Source organism: Euzebyella marina (assembly GCF_014855515.1).
GTDB lineage: Bacteria > Bacteroidota > Bacteroidia > Flavobacteriales > Flavobacteriaceae > Euzebyella > Euzebyella marina.
Genome location: NZ_JACYFK010000001.1, coordinates 596129 through 617925, shown reverse-complemented (window position 1 = coordinate 617925; position 21797 = coordinate 596129). Strand labels below are relative to the sequence as shown.

Annotated in this window: 13 protein-coding genes; 4 read left to right on the top strand and 9 right to left on the bottom strand. The window is 42.7% G+C overall.

The genetic code is table 11. From position 1 onward, the window contains the following. Window positions 1–12 precede the first annotated feature (12 nt). Window positions 13–1050 carry a glycoside hydrolase family 43 protein gene (locus IL356_RS02420; protein WP_121847384.1) on the top strand — a complete coding sequence of 346 codons (1038 nt, stop codon included), beginning with the start codon at window positions 13–15 and terminating at the stop codon, window positions 1048–1050. Here IL356_RS02420 and IL356_RS02415 read toward each other — a convergent pair. The 4 genes from IL356_RS02415 to IL356_RS02400 form a co-directional block, all read right to left on the bottom strand. After that, a complete protein-coding gene (locus IL356_RS02415; RefSeq protein ID WP_121847385.1) occupies window positions 1047–4361 on the bottom strand; it encodes a VCBS repeat-containing protein in 3315 nt (1104 codons plus the stop codon). The genes IL356_RS02420 and IL356_RS02415 overlap by 4 nt on opposite strands. A 117-nt stretch (window positions 4362–4478) precedes the next feature. Beyond that, window positions 4479–5966, bottom strand: a complete 1488-nt coding sequence (locus tag IL356_RS02410) for a RagB/SusD family nutrient uptake outer membrane protein (protein ID WP_121847386.1) — start codon at window positions 5964–5966, stop codon at window positions 4479–4481. A gap of 11 nt (window positions 5967–5977) precedes the next feature. Continuing rightward, window positions 5978–8986, bottom strand: coding sequence for a SusC/RagA family TonB-linked outer membrane protein (locus IL356_RS02405; protein WP_121847387.1), 3009 nt, complete (start codon window positions 8984–8986; stop codon window positions 5978–5980). Window positions 8987–9308: 322 nt separating this feature from the next. Beyond that, window positions 9309–10487 carry a hypothetical protein gene (locus IL356_RS02400; protein WP_121847388.1) on the bottom strand — a complete coding sequence of 393 codons (1179 nt, stop codon included), beginning with the start codon at window positions 10485–10487 and terminating at the stop codon, window positions 9309–9311. A 141-nt stretch (window positions 10488–10628) separates the two neighbouring features. Between IL356_RS02400 and IL356_RS02395 the strand changes: the two genes are divergently transcribed. After that, window positions 10629–11891, top strand: a complete 1263-nt coding sequence (locus tag IL356_RS02395; protein WP_192466527.1) for a hypothetical protein — start codon at window positions 10629–10631, stop codon at window positions 11889–11891. Window positions 11892–12008: 117 nt separating this feature from the next. Further along, window positions 12009–15560 (top strand): BamA/TamA family outer membrane protein, encoded by a 3552-nt coding sequence (locus IL356_RS02390; protein ID WP_121847390.1) that lies wholly within the window; start codon window positions 12009–12011, stop codon window positions 15558–15560. Between the two features lie 10 nt (window positions 15561–15570). On the opposite strand, the gene IL356_RS02385 is transcribed toward IL356_RS02390, so the two are convergent. From IL356_RS02385 to IL356_RS02365, 5 genes are all read right to left on the bottom strand, one after another. Beyond that, window positions 15571–17826 carry a xanthine dehydrogenase family protein molybdopterin-binding subunit gene (locus IL356_RS02385; RefSeq protein ID WP_121847391.1) on the bottom strand — a complete coding sequence of 752 codons (2256 nt, stop codon included), beginning with the start codon at window positions 17824–17826 and terminating at the stop codon, window positions 15571–15573. 27 nt (window positions 17827–17853) lie between these two features. Beyond that, window positions 17854–18318, bottom strand: coding sequence for a (2Fe-2S)-binding protein (locus IL356_RS02380; protein ID WP_121847392.1), 465 nt, complete (start codon window positions 18316–18318; stop codon window positions 17854–17856). Between the two features lie 197 nt (window positions 18319–18515). Beyond that, a complete protein-coding gene (locus IL356_RS02375; RefSeq protein WP_121850564.1) occupies window positions 18516–19877 on the bottom strand; it encodes an FAD-binding protein in 1362 nt (453 codons plus the stop codon). A 74-nt stretch (window positions 19878–19951) separates the two neighbouring features. Continuing rightward, window positions 19952–20437: an aminotransferase gene (locus IL356_RS02370; RefSeq protein ID WP_121850565.1), complete on the bottom strand. Its 486-nt coding sequence runs from the start codon at window positions 20435–20437 to the stop codon at window positions 19952–19954. A gap of 20 nt (window positions 20438–20457) precedes the next feature. Next, window positions 20458–20859, bottom strand: a complete 402-nt coding sequence (locus IL356_RS02365; protein ID WP_121847393.1) for a hypothetical protein — start codon at window positions 20857–20859, stop codon at window positions 20458–20460. Window positions 20860–21016: 157 nt separating this feature from the next. Here IL356_RS02365 and IL356_RS02360 point away from each other — a divergent pair, with 157 nt between their 5' ends. Then, on the top strand, window positions 21017–21784 hold the full coding sequence (locus IL356_RS02360) for a 3-hydroxyacyl-CoA dehydrogenase (protein WP_121847394.1): 768 nt from the start codon (window positions 21017–21019) through the stop codon (window positions 21782–21784). Window positions 21785–21797: the final 13 nt, after the last annotated feature.

Below are 21797 nucleotides of genomic sequence, written 5' to 3'. Positions count from 1 at the left end.
AAATTAATAAAGATGCCTGAAGATTCTATTGATCATATAGATTTTGAACACCTTAACAAAGTAGCCCTGTCCCAGCCGTTGGTAAGCCACATCTACACGGCAGACCCATCCGCACACGTATTCAATGGTAAAATATATATTTATCCTTCACATGATATTGATGCAGGCGAGGCCTTTGATGACTTAGGAAGTCATTTTGCTATGGAAGATTATCATGTCATATCTATGGAGGGAGTTGATTCTGAAGCTATAGACAATGGCGTTGCCTTGCATGTTGATGATGTACCGTGGGCGGAAAGGCAAATGTGGGCACCCGATGCAGCCTATAAGAACGGAAAGTATTATCTCTATTTTCCTGCAAAAGATTACAATGGCGTATTTCGCATCGGTGTAGCGGTAGCCGATTCACCGGTTGGGCCATTTAAGGCCCAACCTAATGCCATCAAGAATAGCTTTAGTATTGATCCTGCGGTCTTTGAAGATGAAGACGGTAGTTATTATATGTATTTCGGGGGATTATGGGGAGGTCAATTGCAGCGATGGCGTACAGGTCATTTCAATCCGGATTTTCCTGAAAGCCCAACAGCACATATTCCGAATGATGAAGAACCGGCCTTACTACCTTTCGTCGCTAAACTAACCGATAACATGTTAGAGTTTGCCGAGAAGCCCAAAGAGATTGAAATTGTAGACGAAAAAGGAAATTTATTGCTCTCGGGAGACAATGAGAGGCGGTTTTTTGAAGCTGCCTGGATGCACAAATATAACGGTAAGTATTACTTTTCATACTCTACAGGAGATACCCATTTTATATGCTATGCCATTGGAGATAACCCGTACGGCCCATTTACCTACTCTGGCAGAATATTAAACCCTGTTGTAGGGTGGACGTCGCATCATTCTATTTGCGAGGTAAATGGCAAATGGTACCTTTTCTATCATGACTCAAGCCTATCGAAAGGCGTTACGCATTTGAGGTCGATTAAAGTCGCGCAAATCAATTACCGGGCAGATAGTACTATTGAAACCTTAAACCCATACGGGGCCTAATTTAGCTTAATGGCCTGCAGAAAATCATTGTTCTTTGCTGCCAAAATATAGTCGCCGTTCTTTGTTTTGATGGGTTGCATATCCTTCACGTCCCCGGGTACAAAAAAGCCACTTTTAGAGGCGCTAACGCTTTGGAAATTGCCTTGGCCATCACCCTTTAGAAGCAAACCATGACCTGCATCATTTCTGGGGGTTTCAATTTCAGAAGCAAAGAGGTTTCCGGCGATTAATACATCGAGATTGCCATCATTGTCATAATCATCGACCAAGAATTGATTGATACTCGATAATTGCGCCTCTACGGGCAACTTTCTGGCAACCAACTTCCCATTTTGATTTTCAAGATAAATACTTGCAAAAGATTTGATCTGGTAGTGTAGGGCGGTATTCAATGATTCTTCTGTATAGACATCGGCTAGAGTAGCATCTGCAAAGCTGGCATAGTTTTCAAATTTCTGCTTAATACCCGGAATCTGTTGGGAAGAGCACTCTCTACCCCTTAAAGGATATTGCTTTCCTTCGTTGTAATAGCTAAGAACGATATCTTGCCTATTGTTTTCGTCAAAATCGTTTACGTAAATATCAAAAGTCTCCTCTTCTGACGCCTTATACTTATAATTAAGTCCGTTGTTGCCTACCACATAGTCCATATCGCCGTCATTGTCAAAATCACCTTGGGCTATGCTCCACCACCAACCTGTGGTATTTTTATCTAGACCTAGATTGGTTGATGCTTCCTTGAATCCATTTGCGTTATTCTCAAAGGCCCTGATGGGCATCCATTCGCCAACGACTATAATATCAGGTCGTTTGTCATTGTTAAGGTCGGTAATGACCGCACTAGTGGCCATTCCTAAATCACCAAACTCCTCTGGTTGAAGGCTTGTGTCAATTTCAAACCGGACCTGGCCGTTGGTGCTATTATTCGATAAAATGAAAGAACTGGCAGGCGATGGATATTTACCGGGAACCTGCCTCCCCAAAACCAATAAATCGTCATCTCCATCAAGATCAAAATCAGAAGTGTACACCTTTGAACCGCTTACCCACATTTTAGGAAGCGAGTTTTGTGCTTTGGCGAAATGGCCTTTTCCATCATTCAAATAGAGACGATCTTGCATCAACTCAGAATCCGATGGAAACTCATATCCGCCACTAACCACATACAGGTCTAAATCATCATCACCGTCGGCATCAAAAAATAGGGCGCCCACGTCTTCGCTTCTTGCATCATCCTTTAAAAAGGAGCTGTCTACTGCTTGAAAACCTTCATCGTTTTGAACAAAAAGTCGGCCTAAATTATTGGCGGCACCCCCTACAAAATAGTCGTCTAAACCGTCTTTATTAATATCTCCTATGGCCAAAGCAGGGCCAAATGACGACATTTTGTGGGGTAACAATACCTGCTTGTCAAAATCATCGTAATCGTTCTCTTTGTGTTTGAAAGATGGAAATGGAGTTGTGTTGGTCGAAGTAAAAAGGGTTTTGTCAATCAATTCAGATTCGTTGCTGTCGGTTGCATCGGAGTAGTTTAAAACTAACTTTTGGTTAACATCAACATTTTCAAGTTGTTGAACTTTTCCATCGGGCCATACTACCTTTAGTTGTTCTACTTTTTCAAGTTGGTCCAAACCAAAGTGCATTTCAGGTGCGACCGAAGACTGAAAACCTCGGGTCATTGTTAATTCTTGTAGTTGTTGCATGCCGTTATTGGTTAGATAAACCCGGCTACCCAAACCTAGACGATTGCCTTCTTTACCCTTAAAAGCAACCTGCAAAAAGTTCTTGTTGTCAGAACTGGAATTTTTAAAAATGGAGGCAACATCGTCGATATTATTGGTCACTACCTCAAGGTCACCATCATTATCGAGATCGGCATATACCACACCATTTGAAAATCCTTCAAATTCAATTCCCCATTCTTTATTCGTTCTTTCAAAGCCCAAATCACCTTTGTTTTTGAACATGAAATTGTCGATTTTTTCGGAAGGAATCTGCAAACTTAGCAGCAATAAGGTGTCCGATTCTAGCTCAACCTTTTTCAACCGGTTGAAATAATCGTTGTTATTGATTTCTCGCCGCGTGCCATTGCTTACGAATAAATCTTTATGGCCGTCGTTATCAAAATCTGCGAAAAGAGGCCCCCAGCTCCAATCGGTCGATGAGGTTCCGGTAATTCGGGAAACATTCGAAAAATGAGGTATGCCTTCAGGGCCAAAAACGCCAGAATTCAATTGCATGCAATTGTGCATGTATTGGTAGTGAAAACCAGCATTGACCACATCCCAAAAGAGTTGGGGGTTCATACTGGCCATATTGGCCTTTTTTCTGCGGTTGGTTTTGGCATCCATATCCACTTGAAAAATATCAAGAAAACCATCGTTGTTCATATCGGCGATATCGGTGCCCATACCATAGAAGGCCGTATGTGAGGTGGCCTGTTTGACTACCTCCTTGAATGTTCCGTCTTGATTGTTCAGGTAAAGAAAATCGGGGGAGTTGAAATCACTTGACACATAAATGTCGGGCCAACCATCGTTATTTAAGTCACCAACGGTGGCGCTTAGAGAAAGACCATAAACCAAAAGCCCGGCTTCTTCTGTCACATCGGTAAAACTACCGCCATCATTTCGGTATAGGTGATCGCTCTCTTCGGGTTTGACATTTTGCATTTTATAGGTATACACGAAAGTAGGGGAGTCGAATTTGGTAGGCGGGTAATTCGCTACGTATAAATCAAGGTCACCATCTTTGTCGTAATCGAAAAAGGTGGCTTGCACACTGTTTCCAATATCGTTCAAGCCATATTCCTTCGCTTTTTCCGAAAATGTGCCATCGCCATTGTTGACGAACAGTTGATTTTCACGTGGCTCAAACTTACCTCCAACAGAGCAATAAATATCCAATAGGCCATCCCCATTAATATCGCCCATCGTCACGCCTGTATACCACCTGTAGTCGCCAGCTACACCCGCCTTGTCGCTTACATCTTCGAATTGCAGGTTGCCTTTGTTCAGATATAACTTATTGGGTACTTGGTTACCTGTGAAATAAAGGTCTAAAAGTCCGTCGCCGTTCACATCACCAGTAGCTACCCCACCACCCATGTATAGGTATGAGTAAGTGAAGTAATTAAGGCTATCATTTTCGGTCAAGGTATTTTCAAAATGAACACCACTTTTTGCAGCACTCAAGGCAGAAAATATCTTTTGTTCCTCTGTTGGGGCGGGTCTCGTTTCTTTTTGACAACCTATTATAAAAAGGCTACCTAGAATTAACAATGAGCATATGTTGATAACCTTCTTTTTCACCTGTTTGATTTTACTTCGATTGCACTGTAAAAATGATAGTAAAAAAACAGCGTGCTACCTACACGCTGTTTTCTGAAAAAACTAAACTAACTTAAAGAAACTATTCTGAAAAAATAACTAATATCCTGGGTTTTGATCAGCAGAAGTCAAGTTGATGTTAGCATCAATTTCTGCTTGTGGAATGGGTAATAATTCATGTTTGCCCGCTTGAAAATTGGTTCCTGCCAATTCGGTATCAGACACGCCCCAGCGTATAATGTCATTAAATCTACACTGCTCACCGGCCAATTCCACTTTTCGCTCATGAATCAAGGCATCGAATACTTGGGTTTGAGATAAACCGGTTGGTAAAGGGTCTAGACCTGCCCGTTCACGAACTTGGTTGATGAGCCCTACTGCGGTATCTTGGTCACCCCCCGGTCTCATGCTCTCACATTCGGCCATCATCAATAGAACGTCGGCATATCTCATGTATTTAAAGTTGATACCCGAAGTTTGATCCTCGTTGGCATCTTTGTAGTAGTTATTGTATTTTGACCAACCCGCGTTACCTCCGGCGTTACTCGGAAAGTGGTCGACGGTCAAAGTGCTGTCAGGGCCAAAAGTATCACCGTTGACATAGAACGATTGCTCAAAGCGAATATCACCTTCTTCGTATTCGTTCAAAAGATCGTCAGACGGAAAAACGTTAAACCAATCATTAAAACCGTATTCTTGACCTCTAAAAGTGGCCTCGTTAGGTCCTTCACCTGAACGGTCTGAATTCCATTGGGCACTAAAACCAAGGTCGTCATCGTATTGAATTTCGAAAATAGACTCTGGCCCGAATTCTGTCTCTTCCTTAAAGTTGTTGAAGTAGTCGTCTTCCAATGAATAACCATTAAGGGCATTAAATTGGGTTAGGGCATCGTCATAGCGCTCTAAGAAAAGATATACTTTGCCTAACAATCCTTGGGCAGCACCCTTGGTGGCACGACCATTTTCTTCTTCACCTTTTAATTTTAGAGTCGGAATAGCTTCTTGCAGGTCTTGAATGATTTGAGCATAAATTTCTTCTGCACTACTCTTGGGAAAACCAACTCCGTCATCAGGAGGCAAAGTGGTAATCAAGGGAGCATCACCAAATCGGGTCACTATTAGAAAATAGAACAGCGCTCTTAAAAACTTCGCTTCGCCCATCGCCTTTTGCTTGTCTTCGGTGCTCATGACCGATGGCAAAATAGCGTTGATGGTCTCTGCATTTTCGATTACAAAATTGGCCTTATTAATACCTCGGTAGCAACTTTCCCAATACGCACCAATAGCACCGTGACTCGAATCGAAAGAGAAATCGAGATATTGCCTTTTATCGGCCTCCAATTGGGTGTTTCCTCCGTTTTCATGGGCCATGTTATCCATCATAAAGAACATGTGCCTACTATAAAGACCTTGTGTTTGAAGGTTCGAATACACTGCATTGACTGCCGATTGCACCTGTACAGGGTTTTGAAAGAAGGTATCCGGTGACAGTTCATTGGGGTTGGTCAGCTCTAAGGAATCTTCATTACAGCTAAATACCAAGCCTAAACTGGCAAGAATCGTTAAGATGATCTTATTGTTTTTCATGGTAATTTTTTTTAGAATGATAATTGTACTCCGAGTAAGATTGATTTTGGCTGAGGATAGTTACCTCTATCAATACCCAATTCATACTGTCTGCCACCACCATCATTGGTCAATGGGTTACCCACTTCGGGGTCTAATCCGGAATAGTCGGTTAGGGTAATCAAGTTCTGCCCGCTCACATATATTCTACATTTAGAGAAATATTGGTCAAGTGCCGAACTACCTTGCAAGGTGTACCCTAGGGTTATATTTTTCAAACGTGTATAAGAACCGTCTTCGACAAAACGATCTGAAATCGAATTGAAGTTCTGTGGGCTACCATCGGCTCGTGGTACCGAGTTGGAAGTATTAGGTCCTGTCCATCGGTTGAGCACATTGGTGCCAGCGTTGAAGAGACGGGGCATTCCTTCCAAATCATAAATATTGGTATTGTAAACGTCAACACCGGCAACCCCTGAAATGAATAGATTTAGGTCGAGTTGTTTGTAGTTGGCATTCAGATTGAGACCGTATGTTAAATCTGGATACGGATTACCAATTTTCATCCTGTCATCAGCATTGATTTGTTGATCACCATTTTGGTCTACGAAACGTATGTCACCCGGCAACTTGTCTGAATCTGCACCTAAATGTGCCGTTACTTCTTGTTCTGATTGATAGAGGCCATCGGTTTCTAGACCAAAGAAGAAGAACAGAGGTTCACCGACTTCTACACGTGAAATATCCTGGGCCTCGAAGGTACCACCCGAGAGCGATTCATTGGCACCCAAAGATTTTACTTCGTTTTTCGAGGTGCCCAGGTTCAGGTTGGCCGACCATGTAAAGTCGCCTTCAAAATCGTTGTAGCCTAGGCTTACTTCAAAACCACTGGTTTCGACACTACCCACGTTTTCAGTTACCGAACCGGAATGAATACCAAGCGAACCTGGCAGAGGCCTGCTCATCAAGAGGTCATCGCTAGTGTTGTTATAGTACTCAATGGCACCGGTAAACTGACCTCCAAAAAGGCCAAAATCCAACCCGATATTTTTCATGGTAGTTTCCTCCCATTTCAAATCAGGATTGGCAAGACCACCAGCTGTGGTTCCTGTGGCCAGGCCATTTCCGATAGGGTAGAAAAAGTTCGCCAATAAAGTGGCACTGTATTGGTAATCACCGATTCTGTCATTACCGGTAACACCCCAGCTGCCTCTTAATTTTAAGGTGCTTATAGAGGTGTCGGCCAAGAAGTTCTCTTTCGCGATATTCCAACCCAAGGCTACCGACGGAAAGGTACCCCATCTATTATTGGAACCGAAACGGGAAGAAGCATCACGCCTTACAGAGGCCGCGAAAATGTACTTTTGGTCAAAGTTGTAGTTCAACCTTGCCAAATAACCGATACGATTATACTCAAATGATTGTGATTGTAAAAATGACTGTTCGTTAGATACTTGATTGAGGTCGTCAGTGATCGGGTTCTGACTATTGGAGTTGAGTAAGTCGTCAGTTCTATCTTGTTTTTCCGCCAATAGCAACACCTCGAAGTTATGAACGTCGTTGAACGACTTCGTGTAGTTTAAACTATTGGTCAAAATAATCGATTTTCTTAGGCTCGAGTTTTTTGTTATGGCGGCGAAGTTAGAGGCATGGGTAGCACCTTCGCTATCATCGTTATATGAAGGCCTAAAAATGTCGGTATTCGAGTTACGGTATTCAAGACCTGCTTGGCTTTTGAAGGTCAAACCATTCAGAATCTCAAATTCACCAAAAATACTTCCGATAATGGCCGAAGATTTGTTTACGTGTTCGCCCAAGGTCTGTACCCTAACCGGGTTTTCGGCATCTTGCCCATCCAACCCAGAGCTTGGCCCTTGAAAACCTCCAAGGTTGTTAGGGTTGTAAACGGGCAGATACGGTGGAATTTTTATAGCATGTTCCAATAAAGAACGTGCACCGAGGTTTCTTTCAGGGTTTTGGGTGTTAAATGAAACCGACATAGTTTCCCCAAACTTAAATTTACCTATGCTAAAATTACTGTTGGCGCGAAAAGAGAAACGTTCGAAACCTGTTTCAATGATGGCACCTTCTTGGTCCATATATCCTGCGGAAAACCTAAAATCACCATTTTCCGTTCCTCCCGAAATACCCAAATCAACCTTTTGCATAACGCCGGTTCTAAAAATGGCATCTTGAAAGTCGGTGTCGTTATTAGACTGTGATAGAGGTGATGTCGGTGTAAAACCAAAACCTTCTTGTGCAAATTGTCTGTATTGCTCGGCATCAAGTATATCGTAACGCTGGTCGGAGTATTGAATACCGGTATAAGAGTCAAGGTTAATTACCGTCTTACCGGTTCTACGCCCTTTTTTGGTAGTGACCATTACAACGCCGTTCGACCCTAGCGAACCATAAATAGCAGTTGTAGAAGCATCTTTTAAGACGTTGATCGATTCGATGTCATTAGGGTTCAAATCACCTAGACCTCCAGCAATAACTCCGTCTATTACATATAACGGGTCGTTGTTGTTCATCGTTCCTAAACCACGGATACGAACTACCGGAGCGGTTCCGGGGGAACCTGTGTTCAAGACCGTTACCCCAGCTGCTCTACCTTGTAAAGCTTGGTCGGCCGTAGCGACCGGCAAGGCGGTCAGCTCTTCTGAGCCAACGGTAGTAATGGCACCGGTGACCTCAGCCCTTGATTGAGTGCCGTATCCCACAACCACAACCTCATCCAAGGTCTGAAGGTCTTCTGCCAATGTTACGTTAATGGTCGTTCTACTGTTGACCGGTACCTGCTGGGTTAAATAACCGATATAACTTACGGTCAAGTTTCCATTGGGCGGTACATCTGAAATGGTATAATTACCGTCAAAATCGGTTTGGGTACCGTTGGTCGTACCAGCCACCACAATTGAGGCTCCGGGCAAGGGTACCCCGGATTCGTCAGACACTACACCGCTCACTGTAGTTTGCGAAAAGGCAAAGTGCCCGAACATTACAAAAAGAGTAATGCACGCTAATTTGAGTTTGATCATAATGTTGAGTTTAAGTTAAGTTGTCTCGGCCTCTTCAAACTTATAAGGCAATCGAGCAAGACAAATATATTTTTGAGGTAGGCGATACGATAAAACTCTTGAAGCGTATGCTAGTATATTTGTTGCATCATTTGTAAATATGGGGTTTCAGCCGGCTTTATATTAGCAATTCAACAACTTTTAATGCGCTTAGGTATGCTATTCTTAGGAAGAAAAGGCATTAGTTGTCAGAACTATAATTTAAAAAAGAAGTTAAGGGGCCTTTACGCTAAGAGAGGAAATAGACCGGAATTTTTTATGTTCCGGTCTATTTTATAGAGAATTAAAGATGAACAATGCCTTCATTGTTACTGAACCTGGCGATAACGCCCCAACCATAGAAATAATTGGTAAGGCCGATAAGAATTTCGTTTTCTCCTTCTTGTAAAGGAATGTCTATTGAAGAATTTTCTAGCGTACATCTTCCTTTGGGCTCTTTCATGCCGGGAGAACCGTAATAATTTTTGTCAATGTAAAGGGGTTGGCCGTTAATAAAAAGCCACACTTCGTCGCTAAAACCAAAGTCTAAACGTTTGCTTATGGCTGTTTTGGCATTTATGGTTGTTTTAAGCCAAGTGAGTCTTCTTGAACCACTTTCGGTCTGCCCGAAATTGTAGGTCAGGTTGACCAGCCCTCGTCTGGAAGCTTTCACATCTTGCCATGTCGCAGTACTGTCCCATAAATCGTCACGTATGGCAACACCTGGGCTGTAGGGTATACCTTTAAGAAGGTCTTCCCCAAAAGGAAAGTCAATGGGTTCGGTCACTTGCCAATTGCGAAGATATCGAGAATCACTGGCAGTAGGGTCGTAGCCTTCATCGGCCGGGATACCTTCGGTAGCATCTGGGGTAATCTGCATATTGGCAAAGACTACGTTACCCGATAACGAAATGGCGCCCGATGAGGTGATTCCTTCCATAGCGGGAATATAAAGGGAAGGCTTTTTCATATTGTTTACATAAACCCGCATCTGTTTGCCGTTGATAACCATTTTAATATGGTTCCATTGGTTTTCCAATAAGCTCGATGCCGCTTGGTATTCATCGGTAAGGTCCCATAGGTTTACTTTGTCGACTATTGCCGCATATTGCATGGTAGTTCGTAGCATAGGGTCAGGATCTCCAAAATGTCGCAGATAGAAGATTTCACCATTTAGACTGTCTTTGTCAATTCGAAAGGTGATTCCCGGAAACCCCATTCCCTTTAATTCGACATCAAATTCGATGATGCCATTGGCGAACTCAACATCTTTGAGCATAATTTGAAAGGGTTTGTCATTGGTGCTGCTAGCTGCGGACACTCCTTTATAATCGTCAAAACTGACATTGTCGGTCAGGGTAGCCCAATTCTTTGAGTTCAATGCATAATTAATAGGTTTTTGCTTCTTACCCTGACCCCAAAGAGTCGAAAAGCATAATAAGCTCAAAAGCAGAAACGGTGATAGAGGTGTTCTCGATTTCATAGTTGTACAGATTTTATATTAAAAAGGTAAATTTGATAGTGTTAAAGGTATTTGTGCTCCGGTACCCAAGGCCTGTTCAATCTGTTCAATCATGTTTAATCCTGTTCATGGCTTAAAATAGACCTGTGACTGAGTAGTTTTATGGAAAATTCAAACACATATATGATCCGACTTTTGGTCACCCAAATCGAAACCCATTTGGGTTGGGGTAGTGGCAGCACATGGAGTAATAGTGATTTTGAGGCCTTGAGCGAACGAATATTGGAAGCGACCAAAAAACGGCTGAGCGTCACAACACTCAAACGCATTTGGGGCCGTGCCGAAAGAGTTGCCAACCCGAGCGCTGCAACACTGAACATTCTTTCACAATTTATCGGGTTTACCGACTGGCGAGAATTTAAAAAGACTCAAACCGCGGTAGATAGTAAAGAGTTTAAGAGAGAGGTTCCTTGGCAAAAAATTTTAGCCGTGATAGGGGTGTTAACAATTGCCATCGCCATACTATCACTCAATTGGCCGCAAAAGGAGGATGTACACACAAGTTCGGTTAGCTATAACGAGACTGATTTTTATTTGAAGAGTAGAACGATAGCGAAAGGGCTTCCTAATTCGGTAGTATTTGAATACAAAGCTTCCGCAGCTAATGATGGGGCCGAAATAGAAATTCAACAAGATTGGGACCCCGGAAAGCGTATTGAGGTCGAAAGAGGCGACAGTGTGGCAACCTGTATCTACCATCGACCTGGGTTCTTTAATGCCAAATTAATGGTCGATGAATCAGTAGTAGCACGAGAAGATGTATTTATACCTACCGATGGTTGGTTGGGGGTGATTGAACGTGATTCAATCCCGCTGTATTTAGACGAGAATGTTATTCTAAAGGATGGACTTCTTGGGGTCGATAGTACAGTTTTGAAGAGCTATCGGTTAGACCCAAGAACGAGCGATGTTTCGATTGGTTTTTATCAAATGAATGATTTCGGACCCATCAGTATCCAAGACTTTAATTTTTCAATAGATTTACAAAATACCACGCCACAGAATTCGAGCGGTTGTCACCGTGCTCAAGTCTATTTAATTTATGAAGGTGGGGCCGTGGGGGTTCCGTTATCTAACCAAGGTTGTGTGGCTACATTGAACATGATGGCCTTTGGGCAATACATCGATGGTAAGAAGACTGACCTTTCAGGTTTTGGGGTCGATTTTGAACGTCCTGTCAATTTAGGGTTACAATCAAGAAACGGACGAATGCAGATTCTGGTAAATGGGCAAATGGCCTATCAAATGCCCGTGCCCGATGAATCTGCTCTCATAAAAGGTTTTTCCATCCATTTTGAGGGAACTGGGGTCGTTCAAAGAGTGCAGCTACGGGACAATGACCAAACTTCTTTTCTCTTTCCTTGATAAAATTTTTTTCTGATTTTTTGAGGCAAGGTAAAATTCTTTTTAGGCAACCTTAGATTGGGGCATTTGCTAAGTTGCGCCGCATTAGTGTCTTCTAGACAGCCAAAACCAATTTTCATGCGAGCATTTTTTTGTATAGGTATTACTTTCTTCCTGTTTCAATCGCTATTCTCACAAACAAGTGATGAACTAGACAAAGAAGTTTCCCATACCTTTTATATCACTTCCCATTTGGGCGATGTATCCTTTCAAGACGCGAAAGGGATGCTGGAAGCTATCAACACGGCCTCCAAAAAAGATGAGAATGCTACGCTGCTACTTCTAGGCAATGTTGTTGATAAAAATGGGTTTCCTTCTAAAGAAGAAAAGCAAGAAAGCGCAAAGGCCTATTTAAAACCTTTAATGCAGGTTTGGGACGATTTTAACGGTAATGTCATCTTAACCCCAGGCAAAAATGAATGGTTGACCGATGCACCCCAGAGTATTGATGACCTTGAATCTTATTTGCAAGATAATAGCAAGGCCAAGTTTTGGCCCAATGATGGGTGTCCGCTAGAACGTGAAGACATCAACGATGAGGTGGTTTTAGAGATGGTAGATTCGCAATGGTTTTTAGAAGATTGGGATGAACACCCCTACATTAATGAAAAGTGTGAATACAAGACCAGAAGTGAATTCTGGGCAGAGTTCAAAGACGATTTAAAAGATAGCCAAGGCAAAACGGTAATTGTGGCCGTGTACCAGCCTGTCATGAGCAATTCAAAAATTTCAGCAATTGACAAAATGGGGGGCTTTACGTCGCAATCTTATCAGAACGCACAAAATAGACAACTACGCGGTCGAATGGAAACTCTAGCCAGTCAGTTTGAAGATGTCATATTCGTGTCGGGAAAAGATAGAAACCTTCAATACCTAGAAGATGATGGTATTCCGCAAATTATCAGTGGTGCTATAGGTAAAACGGAAAAAGCTCGGGCACGTAAAGAAGAACATTTTGAAAGCGATAAGCAAGGGTATGCTAAGCTGACCGTTTTTAAGAATGGAAGTTCTAAAGTAGATTTCTTTGAAATCGAAAACGAGGATGCAAAACCAAAATTTACCCAACAAATTAAAAGAGACCGTCTTTACGAAGATGAGATATCTTATGCTGACAAAAATATTGGGTCGTCGGTAAAGGCATCAATTTATACCAAAGAAGAAACCGAAAAAGGGGGCTTCTATAAATGGTTATGGGGAGACCATTACAGAAGTATCTACAGTAAAAAAATTGAAGCGCCTGTATTGCAAATAGACCGGTTACCGCATAATGTCAGACCAATTTCAGAGGGCGGAGGTAACCAATCGAGGTCGCTTAGGCTTATTGATGATAATGAGAACGAATATACCTTACGGGCCTTACGAAAAAGTGCACTTAGATTCTTGCAGACCAATGCCATTACTACGCACTACGTCATCGATTATTTAGATAACACAGTAGCCGAGAGATATGTGCTTGACTTTTACACTACCGCGCACCCTTATGCGCCTTTTGCGATGAATGAGTTGTCAGAGACCTTAGAAGTACTTCATGCCAACCCCGAAATTTATTATGTACCCAAACAAAGGGGATTGGGAATTTTTAATGAAGATTACGGCGATGCCCTTTTTATGTTAGAGGAACATGCCGGCGACGAAAACAAAAATTTTGAAACCTTCGGTAAACCAGATGATATTCTAAGCACGCACGACCTGCGCTTCAAATTGAGGGAATCTAAAGATGCTTTTGTCGATGAAGCTAGTTTTATTCGTGCCCGTTTATTCGATATGTTGGTGGGCAATTGGGATCGGCATCAAGATCAATGGCGCTGGGCAGAATTTGAGACTGAAGATGGTAGAAAGCGCTATGAAGCGATTCCTAGAGATTGGGATCAGGCTTTTCCTAAGTATGACGGACCTATTATCTCCCTTTTAAAATTTTCATTTCCAAGACTTCGTAGAATGGAAAGCTATGATGTTGATGTTAAAAGTGAAAAGTGGTTCAATCTTTCGGGATACCCTATGGATAAAACTTTTATAAAGCTCGCCACATGGGAAGATTGGAAAGTCCAGGTCGATTTTATTCAACAACAACTGACTGACGAGGAAATTGAAAAAGCCTTTGTGTCATTGCCCCAAGAGGCGCAAGACGAAAGTATTGACACCATTAAGAAATACTTGAAGGCCCGACGTGATGGTTTGGCCACTATTGCCCAATCTTATTATGACTATTTGAAACGGTTTGAGGTGGTTATTGGTACCGAAGAAGATGATGGATTTTTGATTGCCAGAAAGCCCAATGGCGAAACACATATTACCATAACCCAAGATTCGGTTGTTTTTGAGAATTCGTACTATGCCGACCAGACCAAAGAAATTTGGGTCTACGGTTTAGATGGTAATGATACGTTCGAGGTTACAGGTGATGGCAACAAGCCTATTAATATCAAAGTAATTGGTGGAAAGAAAAATGATACCTACGACTTTAAATCCGTCAAAAAAGTAAAGCTCTACGATTATGAGAGCAAAGACAATACGATTGTCAACCCTAAGTCGAGAAAATGGTTGACAGATTCTTATTCGGTCAATACCTATGATTATCTTAAGAGAAAATACCATGAGAATATTCTGTACCCTAGCGGCGGTTATGATGGCGATACAGGTTTTAGAATAGGGCTAAAAGACCGTTTTACGACCTACGGCTTGGCTAACAATCCGTTTCAGGCGCAACATACCCTGGGTGCAGAATACTATTTTGCCACCAACGGATTTTCGGTCGATTACAATGGTGAATTCGCAAACGTATTTCATGAATGGAACCTAGGGCTCGACCTGCGATATACCAGCCCTAACTTCACCATGAATTACTTTGGTGCGGGCAATAACAGCCCGTACGATACCAGTTTAGATCGCGATTACAATCGGGTGCGTATACGTCAATGGCAAATTTCGCCTTATTTATTGCATGGTAGTGGCGGCAGCCAACTATACCTTCGACCCGGTCTGGAATCTTATGACGTATCAAATGATGACGACCGATATGTAGGTCAGGTATTTGCTTCTGATAATGATGTTTACGAACCGCAATTATATGCCTCTGCAGAGGCCGGTTATTCTTATAAAAATATGAACGACCCTGCATTTCCTAACAGGGCCATGAATTTTGATATGGCTATCGGATATAAATCGAATATCAGCGGGCAAGACAACCATTTTGGGTATGTTAAACCTTCTTTGTCACTTATCTACCCCTTACACCCCAGCGGTATCGCAGTCATTGCTACCAAAGTAGCAGGTGAGACCGTTTTAGGCGATAACTATGAGTTTTACCACGGTGCTCTTTTAGGGGGCAACAAAAGTCTGAGGGCTTACAGAAACGAACGTTTTAACGGTAAATCGGCCTTTTATCAGTCGACCGATTTAAGAGTGGGCGTTTCGAGGTTCCGTACTGATTTTGTGCCTTTACAAATCGGTGTAAGCGCCGGTTTTGACTATGGCCGCGTATGGTTGGCCGACGATGGTTCTTCCAAATGGAAAAACAATTTCGGCGGTTCCGTGTGGGTAACGGGCTTTAGTGCCTTTACAGGCAACCTCGGTTTATACCATGGTGATGAAGGCAGCCGACTGTTGTTTAGCTTTGGGTTTAATTTCTAACTACTTCTCTTTACCCTACCACCTGTTTTTCGGTTATAAAAGGTTGGTGATAGTGTCTCGTACCGGTAGCTTTATACAGAGCGTTGGCCAATGCGCCCATAATGGGAGGGAAAGGCGGTTCGCCCAGTCCCGTAGGATCGATGCCGTTTTCAACAAAATAAGTTTCTATTTCTTTAGGTGCCTCACTATGACGAATCAATCGGTATTTGTCAAAATTACTCTGTTCGGGCGCTCCGTCTTTAAAGGTCAGTCCGCTGTACATGGCATGGCCAATACCATCAACCGCACCGCCTTCGGCCAAATTTTTTGCCGCATCGGGGTTGACGACTATTCCGCAATCGATGGCAGCGGTAACTTTTTCAACGGTTGGCTTATCATCCTTCATAGTTATATCCAGTACTTGGGCTACATACGAGTTATGACAGAAATAGGCAGAAACCCCGCGGTGCATACCGGCTTTCTCCTGGCCCCAATTGGCTTTGTCACGAACCAGTTCTAACACTCCGGCGTAGCGATCGGCCTCGTAATCGTTGTTTTCACCCACGGGCTTTTCTTGTGCTTTTTTCAATAGCTCCAATCGAAAATCGATAGGGTCTTTTCCGGCAGCTTCGGCCACCTCGTCTAAAAATGATTGTTCTGCGCCGGCGATAAAGTTTGATCGCGGCGCTCTGAACGCCCCTACCGTAATATTGGAATCGACTGTCCAGTTCTCTGCAAGATAGTGGTCTACAGCTCCGGCAGGAAAACGGTTGGCTGCTAATGGGCTTTCCGGAATACCACCGGCCCGAACATGAAACGCAATTAGATTGTTGTTGGCATCTAAAGCTGCGCGGTAATAGGCGTGATAGGCCGGGCGATAGACCCCCATACTCATATCATCTTCGCGTGTATAGACCAATTTAATGGGCGATTTCATCTTTTGTGAAATTACTCCGGCCTCGGTCAAAAAGTGTCCGTACAGTCTACGTCCAAAACCACCGCCCATACGGGTCATCTGAATATCTATTTTTTCTAGGGGGAGACCCAATCGCGCAGAAACGCTTTGCTCCATAATTTCTGGAGTTTGAATGGGGCCAATAAGGGTAGCCTCATCAGCTTTTACATCTGCAAAGAAGTTCATGGGCTCCATACAGTTGTGTGCCAAAAACGGACAAGAATAACTGCGCTCGATAATCTTGGCAGCTTTCTTGAACATGGCTTCTGGGTCGCCATCTTTACGGGCTACTTCCTGCGTAATTTTACCTTGTTGGGCCAAAGTTTCGTTATGACCTTCGGTGCCTTCTAGACCTTCTGGAAAACGAACGTTCATTTCACGACCGAAAATCTGCATTTTTGCTTCCTGGGTAGGAGATTGTTCCCACTCAACTTTCAGTGCTTTTTTAGCCTGCATCACCTGCCAAGTAGTTTCCCCGACAACAACGACCAAATTTTTGAACGCGGTATTGTCAAAGGCGCTCATGTTATAGTCGTCTTCAAAGGTTTTCATCTGAAAAACATCTTTGATACCGGGCATTGATTTGGCCTCTTCTGCATCGAACGATTTTAATTGCATGCCAAAAGCGGGCGGATGCGCTATCATGGCGATAAGCATTCCCTCTTTTTGAACATCAAGACCGTATAAAGGTTGGCCGGTAACTATCTTTTTGCCGTCAACATTCTTTCTTGACGTACCGATAATGGTAAAGTCTTTATGTTCTTTCAATTTGACTTCCTCAGGTACGGTCAATTGAGCGGCTGCGGAAGCCATCTCGCCAAAATGGGCCCTTTTTCCAGAAGCCTTATGTGAAATTTCGCCATTGCTAACGGTTATTTCACTGGCCGGAACTTGCCACTCTTGCGCTGCGGCCGCGACCAGCATATGCTTTGCGGTAGCACCTGCCATTCGAAGGCTTTCCCATCCTTGGCGGATACTCTGGCTACCTCCTGCCAACTGACGTGAAAAAATTTCGGTGTTCAGTGGTGCTTGTTTAACAATAACATCTTTCCAGTCAACATCAAGTTCTTCGGCAACTATCATAGGCATCGATGTCTTTACATTTTGCCCAATTTCCGGGTTAGGAGACATGATGGTGACCATGCCATTATCGCCGATTTTCAGATAGCCGTTCAGGTCGAACCATTCTTTGGGCATTTCAGCAACTTGTTGCTGTTGTACTTCTGGTTTGCACGAGGCCAGCCAACTAAAACCTAATACCAATCCGCCACCTGCCATGGTGGTCGTTTTTAAAAATGAACGTCTGTTATAAGATGTTTTTACCAGTGTCATGATGTTGCTTTTAGGGAGTTTGAAGGATTAGGATTGGTCAGGATTCGCAGCCATTTTTACGGCTTTCTTAATCCGTGTGTAAGTACCGCAACGGCAAATGTTTCCGTTCATAGCCGATTCGATCTCTGCATCGCTCGGGTTCGGATTGGATTTCAAAAAGGCCGAAGCTGTCATGATCTGACCCGCTTGGCAATAACCACATTGGGGTACATCTACCTCTAACCAAGCCTTTTGAACCGGATGGTCGCCGTTCTCTGACAATCCCTCGATTGTTGTTACTTCCTGTTCACCTACTGCAGATACGGGCAATTGACAAGAACGAACCGCATTATCGCCCAAGTGAATGGTACAAGCACCGCATTGTGCTATACCGCAACCGTATTTGGTACCTACCAATTGAAAATGGTCGCGCAAGACCCATAGCATTGGTGTGCTGGGATCTACCTCGATCTCTTGGGTTTTTCCATTGATTTTTAAGTTGAATGTAGCCATGATAGTAAAGATTTGTTTGAAATTATGAATTTTTGATGGTATGTGACTTACAAAAATCAAATAGTATTTTTACTTCACTGTTAAAATTTGATTAATTATAAGAATTGATAATCAGAATTTTAGGTCCATATTAGAATCCATCTACTATAACTGGTCATTTTCTAAGATGAAGGGCTGTTTAGGAACAAAAGGGGGCGCTAATATATGTTCTTGCTCAAATAATTGTTTTTGAACTTGCCATTAGGGTCGTAGCTTTTGGCCAAAACGAGAAAATCGGCATGCTTTTGATATCTACCTTGTAATGTCTTTGGGTCGATGGTAAAAAGCTTTCCCCAGTGTGGTTTGGCATTGAAAGGCGCTAAGGCTTCCTCTATTTTGGGCAATAGGGCCATGACTTCTTTTGGTTTTTGCTGCCATGTAGTGTGTATGGTGATACAGTCTTGTTGAAAGCAAGGACTTATCCAGTAACCGTCGGCGGCAATAGACCTGATTTCAGAGATTAGAATGTGGGGGAAAATCTCGTCTTTCATTTTTTCAATGGCCAAAATGGCATCAACCGCATGTTCTCGCGGTACAAAATATTCCGATTGTAATTCTTCACCGGCACTTGGGGTAAAACCCATCTTAAAATGTGGAAGTCTATCGTACCATGGCCCTGGAACCCCCATTTGATCGGTACAGTTGATTGCATCTAGCGCGACTATCGGGTGAATATTCTTTGTGGCAGGTGTGGCACCGTAAAAGTGGGTTCCCAAATCGGTCATTTCTTTGCTCACTTTTCGCTTCACCCAGACTTCGCTCACTTTTTTATCCATCCAATCAGTGAAGAGACTTACGCTATAACCGCTCGACATAATATCATCAAAGTTCGATTTGACCGATTCTAGGGGTAAATCTAAAAACACATCTTGCCGAACATCAAAAGTATCCTGAAGCATCAAGGTGACCTTAGTGATAATACCAAAGGCGCCTAGGCCTACGACTACGGCACCAAAGTCTGGATGTTCCCTATTCAAGGTGACAAGGCTGCCATCCGGTTTGACCAATTCTAAGGAAACAACTTGCCCTGCTAAGTTCTTATTGTTGACACCTGAGCCATGTGTGGCCGTGGCACATGCGCCGGCAACCGATATATGCGGTAATGAAGCCAAATTGTGCAATGCAAAGCCTTCTTTGTGCAGCATTTCGGCAAAATCGCCATATCGGGCTCCTGCTTCTACCGTCAAGGTTTTATTCTCTTTATTGAGTTGAACTACTTTGTTCAGTTTTTTGGTCGAAATCTGGTTTTTTGGGCTATCGGCAATATCATTGAAACAATGGGTAGAACCCAATGCTTTCTGCGAATCTAGTTTTTTAACGAGTTGTTGAACTTCTTCCACAGAGCTAGGTTCATAAATATTTTCGGCTTGATAGGTATAATTACCGGCCCAGTTTTTTCTATCGGGCACTGGTTCAGCCTCAATTGGCGCCTTTTTTTCAGTTTTACAAGAAGATAATGGGTTCAGCATGGTGCCTACCACCGCGACAGAGGTGGTCTGAATGAAATGTTTGCGTTTCATGGTGGTTACTTTAAGTTGAGTTTCAAGACAAGATACTAAACTCATTTGAAAAGTGCCCATCTTTAAATAAATGCTCAAATAGCACTTATCATGGTGAGGTAGAGATTGGCCGAATAACCGCAATAAATGAGAAGTTCTGCTAGCTCGATATTAAAATTGGGCCGTACTGATTCTATGGAGTAATCATAACTTGTTTTCAACCATTTATTGCTTGAAACCATGGTCAACAACCGCTTGTCATCTTGATTGAATAATTCAAACTTTAGATGAAACACTCCTTTATTTCGTAAAATATAAAAATGTTCTTTTTGAGTTTTGTCTCTAATACAGATAACTATTTCTGCCTTCAGATTAAAGGTAATATCGCCAATAATCGCCCCGTCTTTGGTAATAATCACTTTGCTCGTCCATATATTTTTAGGGCTTAACTCAATGGTGTGACCTTTGAAAACCGTAGTGGCCTTGCTAGAAAACCAGTTTTGATAGGTTACTTCACAAACCTCTTTTTGGGCGTCTGTTACCTTATAGTTTCCTTTGCTAGAACTTGAGATTATTTTCATTTTTCGTCTAATTGAGTTGATCAATCTTCTTCATCTTGTACGCTGGATTTGACAAAACTCAGGTAAGCTAGTATAATGCCCACCAATAGAAACCCAGTAGACATGAGCCAAGGTATTTGAGCGGGGTTGTCACCGGACTGCAAGATGAGTTCAGGAATGGTTATCAAGAAAATTCCCTTCAAGAGAAACAGACAACCCAATAATGAAACTGCAATTTCGAGAAAAGACTTCCAAACGAAATGATAAGCGATAATGGTCATACCGATAAAGAAATGCACCATTCCGGACAAATTAATAAGAATCGGGTCTGTTCCTGTATGGGCTATCAACTGAGTATAAAAATCAGGTGATATACCAAACCCTGCCCCGGTAATAATTAGGTAGACAGACAGTATTCTGGCTATGCGAACGGTAGTGTTCATTTACCTTATTGTGTTGAGTTCTCCTATAAAGTTAAACTAATTACCTCATAATAAGGTACATTCAAAAGGGTTTAATAAGCCGTTTGATATGATTATCTTCGTAACGGTGAAAACGACAACAGGTATTATCGCCTAGCATTCTTGATCGGATAAACATATGCAAATTCAGAACAAAGTTTTTTTGATTACCGGTGGGGCTTCGGGCCTTGGTCTGGCAGTGGCCAAAATGATTTTAAAAAATGGAGGCCAAGCCGTTCTGGCCGATATCAATGAGGGAGCAGGTGAAAAAGTAGTAAATGAACTAGGTGCTGATGCCTTGTTTTGCAAGACAGACGTCACCGATGAGGAGGTCGTCAAGTTGGCCCTTGAGAAGGCGCTGAATAAATTCGGCAGGCTCAATGGGGTAATCAATTGTGCGGGTATAGGCCCCGGAGAGCGGGTTTTAGGTAGAAGTGGGATCCATCAACTTGCTACTTTTAAAAAAGTTGTTGAAATCAACCTGATCGGAACATTTAATGTGTTGCGATTGGCGGCAGATGTTATGCACCAGAATGTACCGGAAGACGATGGCGAGCGTGGTATTATCATCAACACCGCATCGGTAGCGGCTTATGAAGGACAAATAGGCCAAGCCGCTTATTCGGCCTCAAAAGGAGGCATCATTTCAATGATGCTGCCCATAGCTCGAGAATTGGCCCGTTTTGGTATTCGTGTGATGACCATTGCCCCTGGAACTTTCGAGACTCCTTTGCTTATGGGTTTTTCCGAAGAAGTTAAAGAATCATTGGGGCAACAGGTACCATTCCCTTCCCGATTGGGTAAACCAGAAGAATTCGCTCAATTGGCACAGCATATAATAGAGAACCAAATGCTCAACGGTGAGACCATTCGTTTAGATGGTGCCATTAGAATGGCCGCAAAATAAATTAAACTAAAAC